Source organism: Brevibacterium sp. FME17 (genome assembly GCF_014897515.1).
Lineage (GTDB): Bacteria > Actinomycetota > Actinomycetes > Actinomycetales > Brevibacteriaceae > Brevibacterium.
Genome location: NZ_JABUYD010000002.1, coordinates 361,847 through 382,282 on the forward strand (window position 1 = coordinate 361,847; position 20,436 = coordinate 382,282).

16 protein-coding genes and 2 rRNA genes are annotated in these 20,436 nt (G+C 60.8%); 3 read left to right on the plus strand and 15 right to left on the minus strand.

The annotated features are described in order from the left end of the window. Positions 1-73 precede the first annotated feature (73 nt). From INT40_RS03560 to clpS, 10 genes are all read right to left on the minus strand, one after another. The gene (locus INT40_RS03560) at positions 74-1,474 is read right to left on the minus strand and encodes an amidase (RefSeq protein ID WP_193095509.1); all 1,401 of its coding nucleotides are present in this window, start codon (positions 1,472-1,474) and stop codon (positions 74-76) included. Between the two features lie 52 nt (positions 1,475-1,526). Then, entirely contained in the window at positions 1,527-3,302 is a 1,776-nt protein-coding gene (locus INT40_RS03565; protein ID WP_193095510.1) for a dipeptide ABC transporter ATP-binding protein, read from the minus strand. Beyond that, positions 3,295-4,197, minus strand: a complete 903-nt coding sequence (locus tag INT40_RS03570) for an ABC transporter permease (protein WP_193072692.1) — start codon at positions 4,195-4,197, stop codon at positions 3,295-3,297. Before INT40_RS03570 ends, INT40_RS03565 begins: the two co-directional genes overlap by 8 nt. Further along, positions 4,194-5,141 (minus strand): ABC transporter permease, encoded by a 948-nt coding sequence (locus INT40_RS03575; RefSeq protein WP_101569588.1) that lies wholly within the window; start codon positions 5,139-5,141, stop codon positions 4,194-4,196. Before INT40_RS03575 ends, INT40_RS03570 begins: the two co-directional genes overlap by 4 nt. 13 nt (positions 5,142-5,154) lie before the next feature. After that, positions 5,155-6,657 (minus strand): ABC transporter substrate-binding protein, encoded by a 1,503-nt coding sequence (locus tag INT40_RS03580; protein WP_193095511.1) that lies wholly within the window; start codon positions 6,655-6,657, stop codon positions 5,155-5,157. 205 nt (positions 6,658-6,862) lie between these two features. Then, the gene (rdgB, locus tag INT40_RS03585) at positions 6,863-7,468 is read right to left on the minus strand and encodes an RdgB/HAM1 family non-canonical purine NTP pyrophosphatase (protein WP_193095512.1); all 606 of its coding nucleotides are present in this window, start codon (positions 7,466-7,468) and stop codon (positions 6,863-6,865) included. Then, positions 7,465-8,187 (minus strand): ribonuclease PH, encoded by a 723-nt coding sequence (rph, locus tag INT40_RS03590; protein WP_145997387.1) that lies wholly within the window; start codon positions 8,185-8,187, stop codon positions 7,465-7,467. The genes rdgB and rph overlap by 4 nt, the downstream gene beginning before the upstream one ends. A gap of 47 nt (positions 8,188-8,234) precedes the next feature. Further along, positions 8,235-9,056 carry an MBL fold metallo-hydrolase gene (locus INT40_RS03595; RefSeq protein WP_101569584.1) on the minus strand — a complete coding sequence of 274 codons (822 nt, stop codon included), beginning with the start codon at positions 9,054-9,056 and terminating at the stop codon, positions 8,235-8,237. Then, the gene (locus INT40_RS03600; RefSeq protein ID WP_101569583.1) at positions 9,053-9,628 is read right to left on the minus strand and encodes a DUF2017 family protein; all 576 of its coding nucleotides are present in this window, start codon (positions 9,626-9,628) and stop codon (positions 9,053-9,055) included. The genes INT40_RS03595 and INT40_RS03600 overlap by 4 nt, the downstream gene beginning before the upstream one ends. Before the next feature lie 3 nt (positions 9,629-9,631). Then, a complete protein-coding gene (clpS, locus tag INT40_RS03605; protein ID WP_101569582.1) occupies positions 9,632-9,937 on the minus strand; it encodes an ATP-dependent Clp protease adapter ClpS in 306 nt (101 codons plus the stop codon). 52 nt (positions 9,938-9,989) lie between these two features. Here clpS and INT40_RS03610 point away from each other — a divergent pair, with 52 nt between their 5' ends. Continuing rightward, complete coding sequence (locus INT40_RS03610; protein ID WP_193095513.1) at positions 9,990-11,309, plus strand: nicotinate phosphoribosyltransferase; 1,320 nt, start codon at positions 9,990-9,992, stop codon at positions 11,307-11,309. Between the two features lie 145 nt (positions 11,310-11,454). Here the strand turns inward: INT40_RS03610 and INT40_RS03615 are convergent, their stop codons facing one another. Continuing rightward, entirely contained in the window at positions 11,455-13,236 is a 1,782-nt protein-coding gene (locus tag INT40_RS03615) for a DEAD/DEAH box helicase (RefSeq protein ID WP_101569580.1), read from the minus strand. Next, positions 13,237-13,491 (minus strand): DUF3039 domain-containing protein, encoded by a 255-nt coding sequence (locus INT40_RS03620; RefSeq protein ID WP_096160529.1) that lies wholly within the window; start codon positions 13,489-13,491, stop codon positions 13,237-13,239. A 31-nt stretch (positions 13,492-13,522) separates the two neighbouring features. Here INT40_RS03620 and INT40_RS03625 point away from each other — a divergent pair, with 31 nt between their 5' ends. Next, positions 13,523-14,038, plus strand: coding sequence for a flavin reductase family protein (locus INT40_RS03625; RefSeq protein ID WP_101569579.1), 516 nt, complete (start codon positions 13,523-13,525; stop codon positions 14,036-14,038). A gap of 127 nt (positions 14,039-14,165) precedes the next feature. Here INT40_RS03625 and gdhA read toward each other — a convergent pair whose 3' ends face one another. Continuing rightward, a complete protein-coding gene (gene gdhA, locus INT40_RS03630; RefSeq protein WP_101569578.1) occupies positions 14,166-15,512 on the minus strand; it encodes an NADP-specific glutamate dehydrogenase in 1,347 nt (448 codons plus the stop codon). A gap of 140 nt (positions 15,513-15,652) precedes the next feature. Here gdhA and INT40_RS03635 point away from each other — a divergent pair, with 140 nt between their 5' ends. Beyond that, complete coding sequence (locus INT40_RS03635; RefSeq protein ID WP_226830709.1) at positions 15,653-16,306, plus strand: GNAT family N-acetyltransferase; 654 nt, start codon at positions 15,653-15,655, stop codon at positions 16,304-16,306. 267 nt (positions 16,307-16,573) lie between these two features. Here INT40_RS03635 and rrf read toward each other — a convergent pair. Further along, a 5S ribosomal RNA gene (gene rrf, locus INT40_RS03640) occupies positions 16,574-16,692 on the minus strand. 168 nt (positions 16,693-16,860) lie between these two features. Next, positions 16,861-19,975: ribosomal RNA gene (locus INT40_RS03645) — 23S ribosomal RNA — on the minus strand. Positions 19,976-20,436 lie beyond the last annotated feature (461 nt).

Sequence of the window (20,436 nt, forward strand, 5' to 3'; positions counted from 1 at the left end):
CACCTCTGCGCGCAAGCGAAGTGAAGGAGGGCCCGGGTTGTGATGAACCCAGGCCCTCCTTCCGTTGGCGTTCTCAGCTCATCGTGGCCCGCACAGGTGCGGCAATTCCTGCTGCCTGTTCGAACCAGGACCCGGCCGCCATCACGAGTTCGTCGGCGAAGCGGCGTCCCGAGATCTGGGCGCCGATGGTCCGACCATCCTTGGTGTAGCCGGCCAGGACGGTGCCTGCCGGCTGCTCTGACATGTTGTAGGGCATGGTGAAGCCGATATGCCCCATGGGTTCGTGGACCTTCGGGTAGGGCATGGGCTGTTCGGCTGGGAATGCTGCGTCCGGTGAGACGGGAGAGATGACCAGGTCGTAGCCTGCTGTGGCTGCCACGCTGCGACGTCGGATCTCCTGCACGCTGTGATAGCACTCCATCAGCCTGAGCCCGGTGACATCGGCCCCGCCCTGGGCCCATTGCTGGATGTAGGGCAGGATGAGTGCCTGTTCTGCCACGGGGAGGGCGCGCAGGTCGCCCCACGAGCGCACACGCCAGAACAGGTCCATATCTCTCAGCAGCTCATCATCGATGAACGGGGCGAGGGTGTCGACGATCGCGCCGGCTTGTGCGAAACGATCGGCAGCCTCGGCGATGGCCGAAGCGATTTCCGGGTTGACGGATTCTCCGCATCCGGCATCGAGCTGGAGACCGACCCTCAGCCCCTTCGGGTCGAACACGGTTCGCTCGGGGCTCTGCCCATCAGAAGGGGGCAGGCTCGAGTAGTCACGGTCGTCGGGTGCGGAGATGATGTCCATCGCGGCCTTGACGTCGGCCATCGTCCTGGCCAGCGGCCCGGCACATCGGCCCATGTACGGGGCGTCGAGCGGGACCCGGCCGAAGCTGGGTTTGAGGCCGGCCAGCCCCATCCAGGTACAGGGCAGGCGGATCGATCCGCCGATATCGGACCCGATGTGGATGGGACCGTAGCCGGCAGCTGCGGCGGCACCGGCGCCCGCGCTCGATCCGCCGGTGGTCAGGTTCGGATTCAGGGGCGAGCGAGTGATGCCGTGCAGAGAGGAGACTCCGGATGAGAGCATGCCCCAGTCGGGCATCGTCGTTGATCCGACGATGACCGCTCCGGCCTCCTCGAGGCGTTGGGTGATCGGAGCGTCGTGCGTCGACACCGGTACTTGCGACCAGGCGTGGCCGCTGGGCATCGGCACTCCCCTGCGTGCGACGTTCTCCTTGATCGTGACCGGGACTCCGTCGAGGGGGCCGAGTGCTCGGCCTTCTCGCCAGCGAACAGCGCTGGCGTTCGCAGCAGCATGAGAACGGTCATCGTCTCGGTGGTGGAGAGCGTTGATGACGGGTTCGCATTCGTCCATCCTCTCCACGACTGCTGTGAAGACCTCGAGTGGGTCAACGTCTCCTGAAGCGTAGCCGCTGGTCAGGGCTTCTGCGCTGTGGTCGGCAAGCGTGGTGTGGCTCATCTGCCGTCCTTTCTTCTGTTGCATCTGCTGAGTTCATTGCGCAGCGTCGGGCTCAGGGTACTGAGGCGAGCGCTCCGGCCAGGCTGGGGGTGGCCGCGATGAGGCTCCGGGTGTAATCCTCACGTGGGTGGGCGTAGATGTCCTCCGTCGACCCGGATTCGACGATGTGTCCGTCCTTCATGACGATGACATCGGAGCACAGGTGTTTGACGACGCCGAGGTCGTGGGAGACGAAGAGCAGGGTCAGCGCGTAGTCATCGACTAGGTCGGTGAGTAAGTTGAGGACCTGGGCGCGCACGGACACGTCGAGGGCGGAGACGGGTTCGTCGGCGACAAGGATCTGGGGCCTGGTCACCAGCGCCCTGGCGATCGAGATCCGCTGTCGCTGTCCGCCGGAGACTTGGTGTGGGTAGCGTCGCATGGCCTTCGTGTCGAGATCGACGGCCAGCAGCATCTCTTGCACCCGGCTCAGTCGTTCGTCCCGTGCCATACCGCGTGCGATCAGGGGTTCGGAGACGATATCTTCGACCCGCATGCGAGGGTCAAGTGAGGCGAAGGGGTCTTGGAAGACGATCTGCAGATCCTCGCGCAGCGTCCGCAGTGCCGATGAGCTCGCGGACTCGACCCGGATGTCGCCGACCCTCACATGCCCAGAGGTGGGTCGGTCGAGTCCTGAGAGAATGTTGAGTATGGTCGATTTTCCCGACCCCGACTCCCCCACGATTCCCAAGCGCTGCCCAGACGCGACGCTGAAGCTGATGTCGTCGAGTGCGCGGACCGGAGACCGTCTGCGCAGCAGCAATCCGCCGGAGCGGAAGTGCTTCGAGACTCCGCTGACGTCGATGAGCGGTGGGGAATGGACTGCCTCGTGTGCTTCCCCCGCCGAGGTGGGAACTGGTTCTCGCACATCTGTCGGCACTCGCACATCGCCCGGCTCATCTGCGACAACCGGCCCAGTTGCAGCTGCCCGCTCTGCCTCGTCGATCGGCCCTGCATATGAGCGTGCCGTCTTGAGTGAGAAGAGCTTTCCGTGAGCGTCGGTGGCCTCTAAGTCGGAGGAGGCCAGCAGTCCGCGCGTGTATTCGTGCTGAGGATCCGTGAAGATCTGCTTGACGCTGCCGGTCTCGACGATGCGTCCGGCGTACATGACGATGACACGCTCACACACCTCGGCGACGACGGCCAGGTCGTGGGTGATGAACAGCAGTCCCGCCTGGACAGCGGAGACCCGTTCGGCGATGAGTTCGAGCATGTGCTTCTGCACGGTGACGTCGAGAGCCGTCGTCGGCTCGTCGCAGATCAGCAGCCGGGGCGAGTTCGCCAGGGCGATGGCCAACATCACGCGCTGTCGCTGTCCGCCCGACATCTGGTGCGGATAGGCGTAGCGGGCACTTTCCGGGGCGGGCATGTGCACGCTGGTCAGCAGGTCGAGAACTCGACCAGGAATATCGCGGCGGGCCACGTCGCCATGGATGCGCAGCACCTCGGCGATCTGGTCCCCGATGCGCATCAGCGGGTTGAGTGCGCTCATCGGCTCCTGGAACACCATGGAGACGAGGTCGGAACGCATCCGGGCCAAGGTCTTCTCCTTCGCCTCCAGGATGTTTCCGGCAAAGCCCTGCAGGGACACGGTGCCGTCGGATCGCAGCTCTTCGGGCAGCAGTCCCATCACGGCCTGGGCGGTCAGGGACTTCCCTGATCCTGATTCTCCGATCAGTCCGACCCTCTCACCAGGAGAGAGGCTCAGTGACACATCGTGGAGAACAGGAGCCTCGGCGCCGGCTGGGGTGATGGTGAGGTCACGGACCTCGAGCAGGTTCTCAGACATTGCCGCGGGCCTCCATCTTCGGGTCGAATCGGTCGCGGAGTCCATCGCCGAAGAGGTTGAAGCCGAGCACGGCGAGGGCGATGAACAGGCCTGGCCACAGTGCCAGTTCGGGCTGGGTGGACAGGAACTGCTGGGACTCCTGGAGCATCCGACCCCAGGAGGGCACCGGCGCCTGTGTGCCCAGCCCCAAGAAGGACAGACCCGCCTCGGCGAGGACCGAGATCGCGAAAGCCACGGAGGCCTGCACGATGACCATGCTGGCGATGTTGGGCAGAACGTGGACGATGGCGATCGCCGGAGCACTCCGGTTCGAGGCCTTGGCCGCGCGCACATATTCGGAGCCGAGGACCTGCATCGTGCCCGAGCGGGCGACGCGGGCGAACCCGGGGATCGCAGCGATTCCCACGGCCACCATGGCCGGCCCGGTCCCCGGCGAGAAGACGGCGGCGAAGACGATTGCCAGCAGCAGTGCGGGGAACGCGAGCAGGATGTCGTTGGCGCGCATGATCACCGCGCTCAGCCATACACCCCACGGATACTGGGCGAAGACTGCGGCGATGATGCCGATGGGAGTGCCGATGAGCACCGCAATGCCCACGGCCACGATCCCGACCATCAGCGTGATCCGAGCGCCGTACATGATCCAGGTCAGGGTGTCGCGGCCGAATTTGTCGGTGCCGAGCAGGTGCTCGGGGCTCGAGGACTGCAGCCGTGCCACCGGGTCCACGGCACTGGGATCGTAGGGGGTCCAGACGAAGGACACGAGCGCGAGGGCGACGATGAGGAGGATGAGGACGGCACCGATGACCATCGAGGCATTGAGCCGCAGCTTCGTGCGTCTGCGATGATCCGTTGTGGTTCCTCCCGCCGACGTGATGCTCGGGTTCTCACTCATGATGCGTTCCTGATCCGGGGGTCGACGACGGGCACGAGCACGTCGACGATGAGGTTGATGATGAGCACGAGGAATACGAGGACCATGACGACGCCCTGGACCGTGACGAGATCACGGTTGGCCACAGCACGCACAAGTGCGGACCCGATGCCGGGGATGACGAAGATCTGTTCGATGATGACGGCACCGACGAGGAGCGTCGCGAGCTGTACCCCGGCCACGGTGATGACGGGGATGGCAGCGTTGCGCAGACCATGGACGAAGAGCGCCTTGGTTCGAGTCAGCCCCTTGGCCCGGGCGGTGCGGATGTAGTCCTCGCGCATGACATCGAGGACCGCCGATCGCACGTATCGGGTGAGGATCGCGGCTTGAACGAGCGCCAGGGACACCACAGGCAGCACGAGTCGGCTGAGGAACCCGCCCAGTCCCTCGACCGGGGCCATCCACCCCTGGGAAGGGAACCAGCCCAGAGTCAGGGAGAAGACGATGACGAGGATGATGGCGGCGAGGAAGTTCGGCACGGCGATGCCGATCTGGCTCAGGGCAGAGATCGTGACTCCGATCCAGTTGCGCTGTTCCAGTGCAGCGAAGGTACCCAACGGGACCGCGATGATGATCGCCAGGATGATCGCGGCAATGACGAGGATGCCGGTGACCTGCACGCTGCCGACGATGACCGGGGTGATCGCGGCCCCAGTCACATACGAGGTTCCGAAGTTGCCGGTGAGCATGCCCACGACCCAATTGAAGTATCGGATGAGGGGCGGCTGATCGAGTCCGTACTGGGCTTCCAGCGCCGCCACGGCCTCAGGTGTGGCGTTCGTCCCCAGCGCGACCTGTGCGGCGTTGCCGGGCAGGAGGCTCATGAGCGCGAAGACCACCACCGAGGCGACGATCAGTGCCAGAACGAACTGGATCGCACGGTTGGCCACATAGGTGATCATGGGTGAGGGGTCTTCAGTTCCAGCTCAGATCCGCGATCCGGAATGCATCGGAGACCCTGTTGGCAGGGATTCCAGCGACGTCGGATTTCGCGATGACCAGGTTGGGGAACAGGAACAGGAAGTCCGAGGCTGCGTCCTCGGTGATCGTCTTCGCGATCTCCTTCATCCCTGAGACGTATTCCTTTTCCGTGCCGGTGTCGGCCTTCTCTGCGATCTTCTTGATCTTCGAATCGTCGTAGCCGATGTAGTAGTCGTTGGAGAAGACGGTGAGGATGTCGCGAGGTTCGGCATGGTTGATCACTGACATGTCGAACCTGTGCTCGGTGAATGTCTTGTCCAGCCAGACGGCCGGGAATTCCTGCGTCTCGATGTCGGCCTTGAGTCCGACCTCTTCCAGCTGTGCAGACACGATCTCGGAGATCGCCTTCGCATACGGCAGGTTCGGCACGGTGAAGGCGAACGTCTCCCCTTCGATACCGGCGTCCCTGATGAGGTCCTTGGCCTTCTGCGGGTCGAAGTCCCAGACTCCGGTCAGATCCTCGTAGTACGGGTCTGTCGGCGGGACCATTGAACCGATGAGCTCTCCATAGCCGGCCCATGCGGTGTCGAGGACAGCCTTGCGATCGATGGCATGCATGACGGCCTCGCGGGCCTTCTTGTCTTTGAAGATACCCTGCGCATTGTTCATCGAGAGCACGACTTCACCGTTCGTGGTGCCGGAGATGATCTGGTATTCCTTGCCCTGGAACTCTCCGGCCAGTTCGGGAGCCTGGAGGTTGGAGACGACGTCGATCTCTCCGGATTTCAGAGCGTTCGAGGCCGATACCGCATCTTGGAAGTATTTGAATTGGACGTTCTTGACGGCTGGTTTCTCGCCCCAGTAGTCATCCCGGGCTGCGAAGTCGATCGACTGTCCGCGGGTGAATTTCTCGATCGCGAAGGGCCCTGTGCCGATGGCTTCGTTGGCCAGGTCGTCGGTGCCTTCGGTGTCGAAGACCGCACCGACGAGGCTGGTCATGTTGAACAGCCACGTGTTGGAGGGTTTTTTGAGCGCGATCTCCACGGTGAGGTCATCAGGGGTCTCGATTGAGTCGACGATGTCCATCTTGGACTTCAGGGCGTTCTTCCACTCGTCCTGCACCCGCTCATAGGAGAACTTCACGTCCTCGCTCGTGAGGTCTGCACCGTTGGAGAACTTCACGCCCTTCTGCAGATGGAAGGTGTAGGTCTTGCGGTCTTTCGACACGTCCCAGTCCTGAGCCAGTCCCGGTTGGATCTCTCCCTCACCGTCGACGCGGACGAGTGATTCGTAGACGTTTTCCATCAGAGCCTCGGGGATGGCCACACCCGAGGTGGAGGTGAAGTCGAGGTTGACCGGTTCAGCGGTGAACGCGATCGTCATCGAGTCATTCTTCGCCTCCTCGCCGGAGTCCGAGGCTCCCGCCGAGCAACCTGTCAGGATCAGGCTCGAGGCAGCCAGGGCTGCCATCCACGAACCGACACGTGGAGTCTTCATCGCTCTCCCATTTTCACGAGCCCACACTGGCTCATTCGTCTTCTCAGGCCGGTCATTGCACAGGCGTGCACCGGCCTCGTCAGTTTAGCCGAAGTTCTCACCAGGCGAGGCGTCAGTGCTCATATCGTGGAAAAGAACGAATGAGGTGGACCCGGAAGCTATCCGGGTCCTCTCCAGTACTAGTCCGGAGCACGGGGCGCTGCTTTCAGAGACCTGTCTGTGCGGCGAGGACTGCGGCGAGCTTGTCGAAGGCGACTCTCCGGTGTGACCGGGAGTTCTTCTCCTCCGGTGTCATCCGCGCGGCACTGATGTCACCTCCGTCGGGGATGAAGATCGGGTCATAGCCGAACCCGTGTTCTCCCGACGGACTCGTGGCCAGACGCCCTGGCATGACTCCTTCAGCCGAGAATTCGCGGCCGTCCGGGGTCACCGCTGCGGCAGCGCAACGGAACTGCGCCCCGCGATGTTCGCTCGAAATGTCCGAGAGCTGAGCGAGCAGAAGTTCGAGGTTGGCCCGATCGTCTCCGTGCCTTCCTGCCCACCTCGCGGAGAAAATTCCCGGTGCTCCGCCCAGGACGTCGACTGCGATCCCCGAATCATCGGCAATGGAGGTGTGACCGGTGGCCTGCGCCGCGGCACGGGCCTTCAGCAGTGCGTTCTCTGCGAACGTGACCCCGGTTTCCGGGATATCGCCGAGGCCCGCCTCGGCGGCTGTCATAACGTGGGTGTTCTCCCCCAGCGCGGGGAGGAGGATCGCGAGGAGCTCGCGCCTCTTCCCCTCGTTGTGGGTGGCCAGCACGAAGGTGGTCATTTGCCCAGCACCTCAGTCTGGATGCGGGTCAGGTCGGTGCAGCCTTTGGCGGCGAGGTCGAGCAGCTGTCCCAGTTCCGCACGGTCGAAGGGGGCACCTTCGGCGGTTCCCTGAACCTCGACGAACTGTCCACTGCCGGTCATGACGACGTTCATGTCGGTGTCGGCACGCGAGTCTTCGACGTAGGGCAGGTCGAGGACGGGTTCGCCGTCGATGATGCCGACGCTGATCGCGGCGATCGAGTCTTTGATCGGGTTGTTCGCGGCAGGGATGATTCCCGTCGAACGACCTTTGTCGATCGCGTCGGCCAGTGCGACGTAGGCGCCCGTGATCGAGGCAGTCCGAGTGCCGCCGTCTGCTTGGAGGACATCGCAGTCGAGCACAAGGGTGTTCTCGCCGAGCTTTTCGAGGTCGATGACTGCACGCAGGCTGCGACCGATGAGGCGCGAGATCTCATGTGTGCGTCCGCCCAGTTTGCCCTTGACGGACTCGCGGGTGTTGCGGGAATCCGTGGCGCGGGGCAGCATCGCATATTCTGCGGTGACCCAGCCGCGGCCCTGGCCCTTGAGCCAACGCGGCACTCCTGCGGTCAACGAACCCGCTACCAGTACGCGGGTGTTTCCGAATTCCACCAGTGCGGAACCTTCGGCGGTGTTGATCCAGTTGCGAGTGATTGTCACTTCGCGGAGTTCGTCTGCGTTTCGTCCGTCTGCGCGCACGGTGGGCCTCTTTCGTTTGTCGGTGCTGTTCTGTTCTGGTCGGTCCGTCACACGGTCCAGCTGTTGCCCGGCTTGGCCAGTTCGATCGGTCCACGAAACTCGCGGGCGGCTTCGCCACGGACGATGGAGCAGTCCGTCCAGGAAGGAATGTGGGTGAGAACCAGGGACTGGACGTCTGCCGCCTGAGCCACACGTCCAGCCCGTTTGCCGGTGAGGTGGATGCCGCGGGCGACGTCGCGATCTTCCTGGAAGGCGGCCTCGCAGAGGAACAGGTCTGCTCCGCGGGCCGCCTCGACGAGGTTGTCGCATTCGTCGCTGTCACCGGAGTAGGTGATCACGCCGCCCTTTGCGTCCGTGATCCGCAGCGCATAGGCCTCGACCGGGTGGTCGACGAGGAAGGCTTCGATCTGCAGGCTTCCCACCTGATGGGTGGTCCCGTGGTCGAGGTCGGCGAAGTCGAAGGCATGACTGAGGTCGGAGTCATGTCCGCTGGCGGCGACTGGAGACTTTCCAGGGTCGGTGTAATAGGCCCGGGTCAGCCGTTCCTGTGCACCGGCCGGGGCGAGGACGCTTGTCCGGGTGCGGATCGAGCCGGTGTCGGAGACGTTGCCGTTGAAGAACTTCGGGTCGTAGCAGTGCTTGACGTACAGGCCCGTCATGTCCATGCAGTGATCGGGGTGCAGGTGGCTGAGCACGACCGCGCTCAGCCCATCCGTGTTGACTGCACGTTGCAATGGGCCCAGTGCCCCGGAGCCGAGGTCGAGCACGATGCGCGTCGGTGATTCCTCGTCGGTTTCGATGAGGTAGCAGCTGGCGGCCGAGTTGGGGCCGGGAAAGGACCCGGCGGTGCCGATGGCGGTGAGTTTCATGAATCGTCGTCCGCGTGCAGGTCGCCGAGCAAGGTAGTGGTGAGTCGATCCTGAATCCAGGTCAGGAAGTCATACAGGGTCAGTGTGAGCTCTTCGGACTCGTCAAGGTCGTCCCGGTGAGCATATTTCTCCTCTTGGGCTTCCTCTGAGTCGATGCCCATGCGAACGGCAAGGACCAAGCGCAGATCGTTGAGTCCCTTCATCCACGCCAGAACCTCATCGTGGTTCAATGCGATCGAAGGTCCCTTGGCCAGACCGTTGAGGACGATGCGCACGTTGTGTGCCTTCGCCTGTTGAAGGTCGAACTCGGTGAGGCGTCGGAACTCCTGTGAACGTTCTTCATCGAGGGGATCGACGTCCGGGAAGAGTCGCAGCAATGCGGGGTCTTGAGGGCGCGGGCGATCGACCAGGCCGAGGCGTGCCTCCCAATTCTCCGAATCGGGGCGACCATCTTCACTGTCGTCTTCCGCCAAGAGCGCCGCCAAGTCGGTGAAGACGGTGAGCATGAGGGATCGTTCGTTTTCCTCGAGTTTGAGGACGACATCGTCCCCACGTGCGTCAATTGCTGCCATATGTCAGTCGGATCCTGCTTCAGGTTGGCACGCGGCCCACAAACCGTATTCGTGCATGGCTTGAGTGTCCCTCTCCATGGCTTCACGTCCGCCGGTGGCGACGACGCTGCGACCATTCTCATGGACTTCAAGCATCAGCGACTCAGCCTTCTCGGTCGAATACCCGAAATAGGCTTGGAAGACGTAGCTGACGTAGCTCATGAGGTTGACGGGGTCGTTGAAGACGACGGTCTTCCATGGCTTTGCCTGTTCTGTCGCCGGTCGAATGTCGACCTCCGGCTCCAGAACTGGAGTCGTTGGATTGCTCACGTTTCCACCTTACGGCAGAACACTGACGCTGTCGTGACGTAGTATCGCGCCTATGAGTGATCTCACACGGACCGGTTCGACGGCTTTCTACACCGATCAGTACGAATTGACGATGGTCCAGGCAGCGCTGGAATCGGGTGCTGCTCACCGCAGAAGCCTGTTTGAAGTCTTCGGCCGCAGTCTGCCTGCCGGCCGGCGCTACGGGGTCGTTGCCGGTACTGGCCGCATCCTCGAGATGCTCCGGGACTTCCGCTTCGGCGACGAGGAACTCTCGTTTCTCAGCCGTGAGCAGATCGTCGATTCGCGAACCATCGACTGGCTGGCCGACTACTCGTTCTCCGGCAGCATCCGCGGGTATGCGGAGGGCGAGATCTACTTCCCCGGCTCCCCGCTGATGACGGTCGAGTCCACCTTCGCTGAAGGAGTCATCCTCGAGACGCTCATCCTCTCAGCGATGAACTACGACTGCGCAGTCGCCTCGGCGGCTTCACGAATGGCTCAGGCTGCCGGCGATCGGCCCTGCGCGGAGATGGGCGGGCGCCGCACCAACGAACACGCTGCGGTCGCCGCTGCCCGCGCGGCCGTCATCGGCGGTTTCGCGTCGACATCGAATCTCGCCGCCGGCCTCCGCTACGGACTGCGCACGATCGGCACTTCAGCTCATTCCTTCACCCTGCTCCACGACTCGGAGCAGGAGGCCTTCGCCGCTCAACTCAAATCCCTGGGCACCGACACGACTCTGCTCCTGGATACCTATGACGTCGAGGAGGCGCTGGCCACGGCCGTCCGACTGGCCGGGAAGAATCTGGGTGGCGTGCGCATCGACTCGGGCGACCTCGTCGAACAGGCCAGCGAAGTCCGTGCGGGCCTCGACCGCCTCGGCGCTCACGATACGACCATCACGGTCACCAGTGATCTCGACGAATATGCGATCGCGGCTCTCGCCGCCTCCCCCGTGGATTCCTACGGTGTCGGAACACGAGTGGTCACCGGTTCGGGTTCGCCGGCCGCGGGACTCGTGTACAAGCTCGTGGCTCGGGCCGACGAATCGGGGGCATGGACCTCTGTGGCAAAGAACTCCACCGGCAAACCCTCACGCGGAGGGAACAAGGACGCTCTGCGAATCATCGATGGTGCGATTGCCGTCGAGGAGGCCGTCGGCATCCCGACCCTGCCGGACGACCTCGGCGATGGCCGGTCGCTGACTGTTGACCTGGTGGTCGATGGTGAGATCGATGAGTCCTATATCGGCGCCGACGGAGTCACGAAGGCCTGTGCTCGGCACGACGAGTCCCTGGCCGAACTGCCACGTTCAGCCAGGCGCATGCAGGACGGCGAACCGGCGATCCCCACGGTCTTCTATCCCAAGTGACGTTCTAAGCCAAGTGACGTTCTGTCCCAAGTAACGTTCTGTCCCAAGTAATCAGGACTGACCCGAGTTGAGGCCGGCCGGATGAACCAAGATCGGCCAGGCTGAACCGAGGTCGAAAAGTCCTCTCTGCGCAGGCGGACGGGGCTCACTTCTTGCCGATGAACCAGCCTTGGAGCTTTGCGATCCGGGCTTGGATCTGTTCCCGGGTCGCCTGTGCCACGGCCGGTCCCCCGCAGGCCTTGCGCAGCTCGACGTGAACGGTTTTGTGGGGTGAGCCGGTGCGCCGTGACCAGGCGCCGACGAGGCTCTGGAGCTGGTTGCGCTCTTCCTTCATCGCCCTGTGATCGAGCTCGCTGGGTTCGGTTTCCGGTGCCGGTGGCGCCGCAGCGGTCTTCCGCTTTGCCTGGCGCGCCTGCTGGGTTCGCAGCAGTTCGTGGACTTGGTCTGGTTCGAGCAGTCCGGGAATACCGATGAAGTCCAGTTCATCTTCGGAACCGACCGCTCCGCCCGTGCCGAACTCACCGCCGTCGAAGAGCACCCGGTCGAAGAGTGCCTCGGCACCGAGTGCTTCGAAGGAGCCCATCTGGTCAGAGGCTCCCTCTTCACGGTTCGCCTGTTCCATGGCCTGGTCGTCGAAGACGACGACATCGTTCTCGTCCTCGTTCTTGGGTCGGTCGAGAGCGTGATCGCGTTCGACTTCCATCGTATTGGCCAGGGCCAGGAGGATCGGGACGGAAGGCAGGAACACAGACGCGGTCTCACCGCGTTTGCGTGCACGCACGAAACGTCCGATGGCCTGTGCGAAGAACAGTGGAGTCGCCGAGGAGGTCGCATAGACCCCGACGCACAGTCGCGGCACGTCGACGCCTTCGGACACCATGCGAACCGCGACCATCCACCGGTCGGTGGAGTTCTGGAATTGCTCGATCCGCGCCGAGGCTCCAGCTTCGTCGGAGAGAACGACCGTAGGCGCCTCCCCAGTGAGTTCGCGCAGCACCTTGGCATAGGCGCGCGCGTTGTCCTGGTCTGTGGCGATGACAAGGCCACCGGCGTCGTGCACGGTCCGTCTGACCTCTGTCAGACGTCGGTCTGCGGCCTTGAGCACCGCTGGAATCCAGTCGCCGCCGGGGTCGAGCGCTGTCCGCCACGCCTGGGAGTTGATGTCCTTCGTCGTGTCTTCGCCGAGGACGTGGGACATCTCGTCACCGGCTCTGGTCCGCCAGGACATAGCGCCGGCATAGGCGAGGAACAGGACAGGACGGACGACGGAGTCCCTCAGCGCCCGCCCGTAGCCGTAGGAATAGTCTGCCACCGAGGTGCGGATGCCGTTCTCGTCCGGGGCATAGGTGACGAATGGGATCGGCGAGGTATCAGACCGGAAAGGAGTACCCGTCAGGGAGAGTCTGCGGACAGCGGGGCCGAAGGCCTCCCGTACTGCATCGCCCCAGGACAGTGCGTCACCGCCATGGTGAACCTCATCGAGGATGACCAGGGTGCGCCCGGCTGCGGTCCGGTTGTGGTGCAGGACCGGTTTGGCAGCCACCTGCGCGTAGGTGATGGCAACGCCGTGATAGCCGGGGGCGTGTTTGCCTTGAGCATTCTTGAAGTGCGGGTCGAGTTTGATGCCCACGCGTGAGGCGGAATCGGCCCACTGCACCTTGAGGTGTTCGGTGGGTGCGACGACGGTGACTCTGTTGACGACGCGCTGTGCCAACAGCTCTGCAGCTACGCGCAGAGCGAATGTCGTCTTGCCCGCGCCCGGTGTCGCGACAGCGAGAAAATCCTTCGGCTGTTCCCGAAAATACTGTTCCAGGGCCTCAGCCTGCCAAGCGCGCAACTTTCCGGCCGTTCCCCAAGCAGCACGCTCAGGAAAGGCCGGTGGCAGTTGTTCGGCGGCGGATGTCCCTGGGAGACGTTCCGCGGACATCTACTCCTTAGGTCCTTCAGACATTGTTGAGTAGATCTCTTTGCATCGCGGGCACACGGGGAATCGTTCGGGGTCTCGGGTCGGCACCCACACCTTTCCGCACAGGGCAATGAGCGGTGTGCCCGTGACCATGGATTCCATGATCTTGTCTTTAGGTGCGTAGTGGCTGAAACGTTCGTGGTCGCCGGGTTCAACAAGTTGCTCGGACTGCTCACGCTCGATTGTTGCTGAACCACCTGATGCTGGATAGGTCATGGCTCCATTGTAGTTCCCTAGAATGAGTGCCATGGACAGAACTCACGAGGATTCCCTCACAGAACGCTATCGCGAACTCAGCGATGACATAGCTGCGGCCGTGGCTGTGGTTTCAGCCAAGCGCGGCAACGCCCTGCACGCGATCACCGTCGACTCGTTCCTCGACGTGTCCTATGACCCGCCGACGATGGCCATCAGCATCTATGGCGGGTCACGCATGATGGAGACTCTGGAGACGAGTGCGCATTACGCCATCTCCTTGCTCAATTCCTCCCAGCGAGACATCTCTGAGCGCTTGGGCGCGCCTGGCCAGCCTCTTTACGGCTCGCTGAAGGGCATCGATACGTTTCCGGCCCCCCATTCAGGACAGCCGGTGCTCACGGATGCGATCGCCTGGTTCGAACTGCGGACCACGGAGGTCTTGGAGGTGGCGACGCACAGCCTCGTTGTCGGGGAGGTGGTGTCGATGGGGACCGGCGCGAATAGCAGCAAAGACAAACCACTCCTGCGTTGGCGCAAGGCCTACGGAACGATGGGGCCTCGCTGAGCGAAGTCTCGAGGCAATGACAACGGCCCTCCGACGTCTCGACGGCTTCGTGTGAAGCTGCCTGAGAGTCGGAGGGCCGTTGTATGCCTTCAAGGCAGCGGCTGCTGCCTGCGCATTGTCGCTGAGGTCAGATGACGCCCTGTGCGAGCATCGCTTCGGAGACCCGAATGAAGCCTGCAATGTTCGCACCGGCAACGTAGTCGCCTGGTGAACCGAACTCTGCGGCTGCGACGGCGCAGCTGTCGTGGATGTCGCCCATGATCTCTGCCAGACGGGCTTCGGTGAAGTCGAAGTCCCAGGTGTCGCGGCTGGCGTTCTGCTGCATCTCCAGCGCGCTGGTGGCGACACCTCCGGCGTTGGCTGCCTTGCCCGGGGCGAAGAGCACGCCGGCGTCGGAGAAGGTCTTCACTGCTTCCGGGGTGCACGGCATGTTTGCTCCCTCAGCAAGTGCGATGACGCCGTTGCCAACGAGGGTTCGTGCCGAGTCGGCATCGAGCTCGTTCTGAGTTGCGCAGGGAAGTGCGACGTCAACCTCGATGTCCCAGACGTTGCCGCCCTCGTAATACTTTGCACGGCCACCGCGTTCATCGACGTATTCGGAGATGCGACCGCGTTCTTCGAACTTGATGCGCTTGACGATTTCGGTGTCGATCCCATCCGGGTCATGGATGAACCCGCTTGAGTCGGACATCGTGATGACTGTTCCTCCGAAGGCAGTGGCCTTCTCTGCAGCGAACACGGCCACGTTTCCCGATCCGGAGATCGAGAGGGTGCGTCCGTCGATGTTCTTCTTTGCTGCAGCGAGCATGTCTTTGAGGAAGTACACGACACCGAAACCGGTGGCCTCCGTGCGCACCATTGATCCGCCGTAGGAGAGGCCCTTGCCGGTGAGTACGCCAGCTTCATACTCGTTCTTCATGCGTTTGTACTGTCCGAACAAGTAGCCGATCTCGCGGCCGCCGACACCGATGTCTCCCGCCGGGACATCTCGGTATTCGCCGATGTGACGGGAGAGCTCAGTCATGAACGACTGGCAGAAACGCATGATCTCAAGGTCGCTGCGTCCCTTCGGATCGAAATCGGATCCGCCTTTGCCGCCGCCGATGGGCAGGCCGGTGATCGCGTTTTTGAAGATCTGCTCGAAGCCGAGAAATTTCACGATTCCCAAGTTCACTGAGGGGTGGAAGCGCAGTCCACCCTTGTAGGGGCCGAGAGCAGAGTTGAATTGAACTCGAAATGCTCGGTTGATCTGGACGACACCCTGGTCATCGATCCACGGGACCCGGAAGATGATCTGGCGTTCAGGTTCGCAGAGGCGCTCGAAAGTTGAGAGTTCGAGGTATTCAGGGTGCTTGTCAACGACAGGGCCCAGGGAATGGAGAACTTCCTGTACCGCTTGATGAAACTCCGACTCTCCGGGATTGCGGTGAAGCACTGTGTCGAAGATTGGCTGCAGTGATGGATGTAAGCTCATGGGATCAACTTACCGTGACCCGCATAACATGAGCTGGAACGACCGAATAATGGACAGTACAGTAACAAACCGTCTGTTTGGTATACTGCAAATTTTGACGATTCGCCCGCTGCCGTCCTCTCCACGGTTAGACTCAATTTATGGATTTGGAAGAGATTTGGCCACCCTTCGGCTTGAATATCCGGTGCGGACACATGGAGTTGTCCCCAGTACGCGAATCGGATTATCCAGAATTGGCCGATATCGCGAACGGCGGAGTGCGCAGGGATGATCTGCCGGCGTTTCTCGTCAATTGGGATTCGGGCACTCAGGAAGAGATCGCCCAGTCCATCGCTCGGTATCAATGGAGCACGCGAGCCAACTTCCGAGTCGATGACTGGACCATCGAGTTCACCGTCAGGGTCGACGGCCGAGCGGTGGGCGTGCAGGGAGTCAGTGCCAAGGATTTCGTCCGCACCAGGTCAGTCTCAACGGGTTCATGGTTGGCTCTGAATGAGCAGGGCAAAGGATATGGGACTCGGATGCGGCAAACGGCGGTGACGACGTTTACCGACCATTTCGGTGCCAGCGAGTTTCATTCCGGTTTCTTCGAGGGAAATGCTGCCAGTCGCAGAGTCTCGGAGAAGCTGGGCTACTCCCCCAATGGAATGAAGACCATTGTCGCGCAGGACGGACAGGCTCGTATGGAGCACCAAGTGATTCTTCCCGCCGAAGATATCAGACGTGGACAGGATCCCGTGGAGGTTGTTGGTGCCGAGGTGGTTCGTCGTTTCCTCGGACTCAGCACGGTGTGAGACAGCAGCCGTCAGTGTGGCGCAAGGCAGAGACTGCCCCACCGACCATCAAGGCCACCTAGGACGCTCTCCCACTCAAACACGAAGTGGTGAGCCCAAGGCTCGGACGGCATATCGCCGTTGAATGCAGAAGAGGCCACTCCCAACCGGGAATGACCTCACCCATGAATACGAGAAAGGGGCCATCCCACCGAAGCGGAATGACCCCTCACCAAAAAGCAGGAAGGCCACCCTGTCAACGACAGGATGGCCTCCCTTCAAAGAATATTGCGGCAGTCACTTACTCTCCCACAACCACCAAGTTGCAGTACCATCAGCGCGAATGGGCTTAGCTACCGGGATCGGAACGGTTAACCGGGCGTTTCCCCACCACTATCACCACCGCAAAACCAACACACCACCACCACCCCAAAAACTCTCAAGTCCTCAAAGGGCAAGTAGCGGTCCAAGAACCGTACAGCGAACGCGAACACCACACACAATGTGACTCATCAATAAACATCTCGTGAAACCCTATAAATGCTTCCCGCACACACAACCACCAAAACAATGGGTTATATGAGTGATCGGCGTATTAGTACCAGTCAACTCCACACCTCACAGTGCTTCCATACCCGGCCTATCAAACCCATAATCTATAGGACACCTCACCCCACAAAGTGGGTTGGAAATCTCATCTCGAAGCAGGCTTCCCGCTTAGATGCTTTCAGCGGTTATCCTTCCCGAACGTAGCCAACCAGCCATGCACCTGGCGGTACAACTGGCACACCAGAGGTTCGTCCGTCCCGGTCCTCTCGTACTAAGGACAGGCCTCCACAAATTTCCTACGCACGCAGCGGATAGGGACCGAACTGTCTCACGACGTTCTAAACCCAGCTCGCGTACCGCTTTAATGGGCGAACAGCCCAACCCTTGGGACCGACTACAGCCCCAGGATGCGACGAGCCGACATCGAGGTGCCAAACCATGCCGTCGATATGGACTCTTGGGCAAGATCAGCCTGTTATCCCCGAGGTACCTTTTATCCGTTGAGCGACCACGCTTCCACAAGCCATGGCCGGGTCACTAGTCCCAGCTTTCGCTCCTGCTCGACACGTCCGTCTCACAGTCAAGCTCCCTTGTGCACTTACACTCGACACCTGATTGCCAACCAGGCTGAGGGAACCTTTGGGCGCCTCCGTTACTCTTTAGGAGGCAACCGCCCCAGTTAAACTACCCATCAGGCACTGTCCCTGAACCCGATCAGGGTCCGAAGTTAAGAAATCCAGTATAGTCAGAGTGGTATTTCACTTGACGACTCCACCACCACTAGCGTGATAGCCTCACAGTCTCCCACCTATCCTACACAAACCACACCGAATCCCAATACCAAACTATAGTGAAGGTCTCGGGGTCTTTCCGTCCTGCTGCGCGTAACGAGCATCTTTACTCGTAATGCAATTTCGCCGAGTTCGTGGTTGAGACAGCAGAGAAGTCGTTACGCCATTCGTGCAGGTCGGAACTTACCCGACAAGGAATTTCGCTACCTTAGGATGGTTATAGTTACCACCGCCGTTTACTGGGGCTTAAATTCTCCGCTTCACTGTCCTAAAACAGTTAACGAGTCCTCTTAACCTTCCAGCACCGGGCAGGCGTCAGTCCGTATACATCGACTTACATCTTCGCACGGACCTGTGTTTTTAATAAACAGTCGCTTCTCTCTGGCCTCTGCGACCACCACCAGCACATCACCAAGCACGTTGGCTTCACCAGGATGGTCCCCCTTCTCCCGAAGTTACGGGGGCATTTTGCCGAGTTCCTTAACCACGATTCTCTCGATCACCTTAGTATTCTCTACCTGACCACCTGTGTCGGTTATAGGGTACGGGCAACACACAACCTCACGCCGATGCTTTTCTCGGCAGCATAGGATCACCAGATCACCCCACCAAAATGGGGCGCCCATCAGCTCTCACACACTATGTGGGGACGGATTTACCTACCCCCACGTGCTACGACCTTAGACCACGACTACCATCGCGTGGCCTGGCTACCTTCCTGCGTCACACCTCGCGCTTACCGACTCCACACTCAGGTCCCACACCACACACCAACCAGACATCCGAAGACATCACGGGCATATGACATGGTTAGTATCACGTGTTTTAGTATTGACGGTTATGCGTCGGTACCAGAATATCAACTGGTTGTCCATCGACTACGCCTGTCGGCCTCGCCTTAGGTCCCGACTTACCCAGGGCGGATTAGCCTAGCCCTGGAACCCTTGGTCATCCGGTGGACGGGTTTCTCACCCGTCTTTCGCTACTCATGCCTGCATTCTCACTCGTACCGGCTCCACCACTCGTTCACACGGCGACTTCACTGCCAGCACGACGCTCCCCTACCCAACACCCCACCATTACGGCTTATTAGGATGCTGCCACAACTTCGGCGGTGTACTTAGCCCCGCTACATTATCGGCGCTCAATCACTTGACCAGTGAGCTATTACGCACTCTTTCAAGGATGGCTGCTTCTAAGCCAACCTCCTGGTTGTCTTCGCAACTGAACATCCTTTCCCACTTAGCACACGCTTAGGGGCCTTAGTTGATGGTCTGGGCTGTTTCCCTCTCGACAATGAAGCTTATCCCCCACTGTCTCACTGCCACGCTGAACCTTACCGGCATTCGGAGTTTAGTTGACGTCAGTAACCCGGTGGGGCCCATCAGCCATCCAGTAGCTCTACCTCCGGCAAGAACCACGCAACGCTGCACCTAAATGCATTTCGGGGAGAACCAGCTATCACAGAGTTTGATTGGCCTTTCACCCCTAACCACAGGTCATCCCCTCCATTTTCAACTGAAGTGGGTGCGGGCCTCCACGCGCTCTTACACACGCTTCACCCTGCCCATGGCTAGATCACTCCGCTTCGGGTCTAGGACACGCGACTGGAACGCCCTATTCGGACTCGCTTTCGCTACGACTACCCCTCTCGGGTTAACCTCGCCACGCACCGCTAACTCGCAGGCTCATTCTTCAAAAGGCACGCCATCACCCCAACAAGGAGGCTCTGACGGATTGTAAGCACATGGTTTCAGGTACTATTTCACTCCCCTCCCGGGGTACTTTTCACCATTCCCTCACGGTACTATCCGCTATCGGTCATCAGGAAGTATTTAGCCTTACCAGGTGGTCCTGGCAGATTCACACGACATTCCACGAGTATCGTGCTACTCGGGTGTATGCACAACGTCGGGGCCACATGTTTCGCCTACGGGACTCTCACCCACTCCGGTACTGTTTCCCACCAGCTTCGACTACACGCAACACACTCAACGTCCTAGTCATGCTGGACTAGACACACATACCCCACAACACCGCATACGCAACACCAGCACGTTTGACACGCACACGGTTTAGGCTCATCCAGTTTCGCTCGCCACTACTCCCGGAATCATGTTTTATTTTCTCTTCCTACGGGTACTGAGATGTTTCACTTCCCCGCGTTCCCCCCACACACCCTATATATTCAGATGCGGGTCACCACACTCTCATGCGGCGGGGTTTCCCCATTCGGACACCCTCGGATCACAGCCCGTTTATCGGCTCCCCGAGGCTTATCGCAGATTTCCACGTCCTTCATCGGCTCCTGATGCCAAGGCATCCACCATGCGCTCTTACACACTCATACCACCACATCAAAGACGGTCATATGCGTGTGTGCGAAAATTTCACACTAAAGATTTCACAAGAAAAATCACATTACATAACAACCCGACACAAATCGGGCTGTTGATGCTCGCGTCCACTATACGATTCTCAAACCACTACCAAACACCACCCACACCCACACTGACCAGCAGCGCACATGTGACCTGGGTCGGTCCTGTTGGATGAAACCACACACACAACCATTGCTGGCTGGCTTGTGATTCCAGGACCCAATAACGTGTTCATTCATATACGACCACCAACCACCGCCACACGAGGCACATACCCCGAACAACGCTGTGTAGACGAACCAAATAGAGATGTTCCACCCTTGAGCTCCCACCAGGCAACGCGAATGGCTGCCTCTGCGGGGTTCTTATGTGTGCTCCTTAGAAAGGAGGTGATCCAGCCGCACCTTCCGGTACGGCTACCTTGTTACGA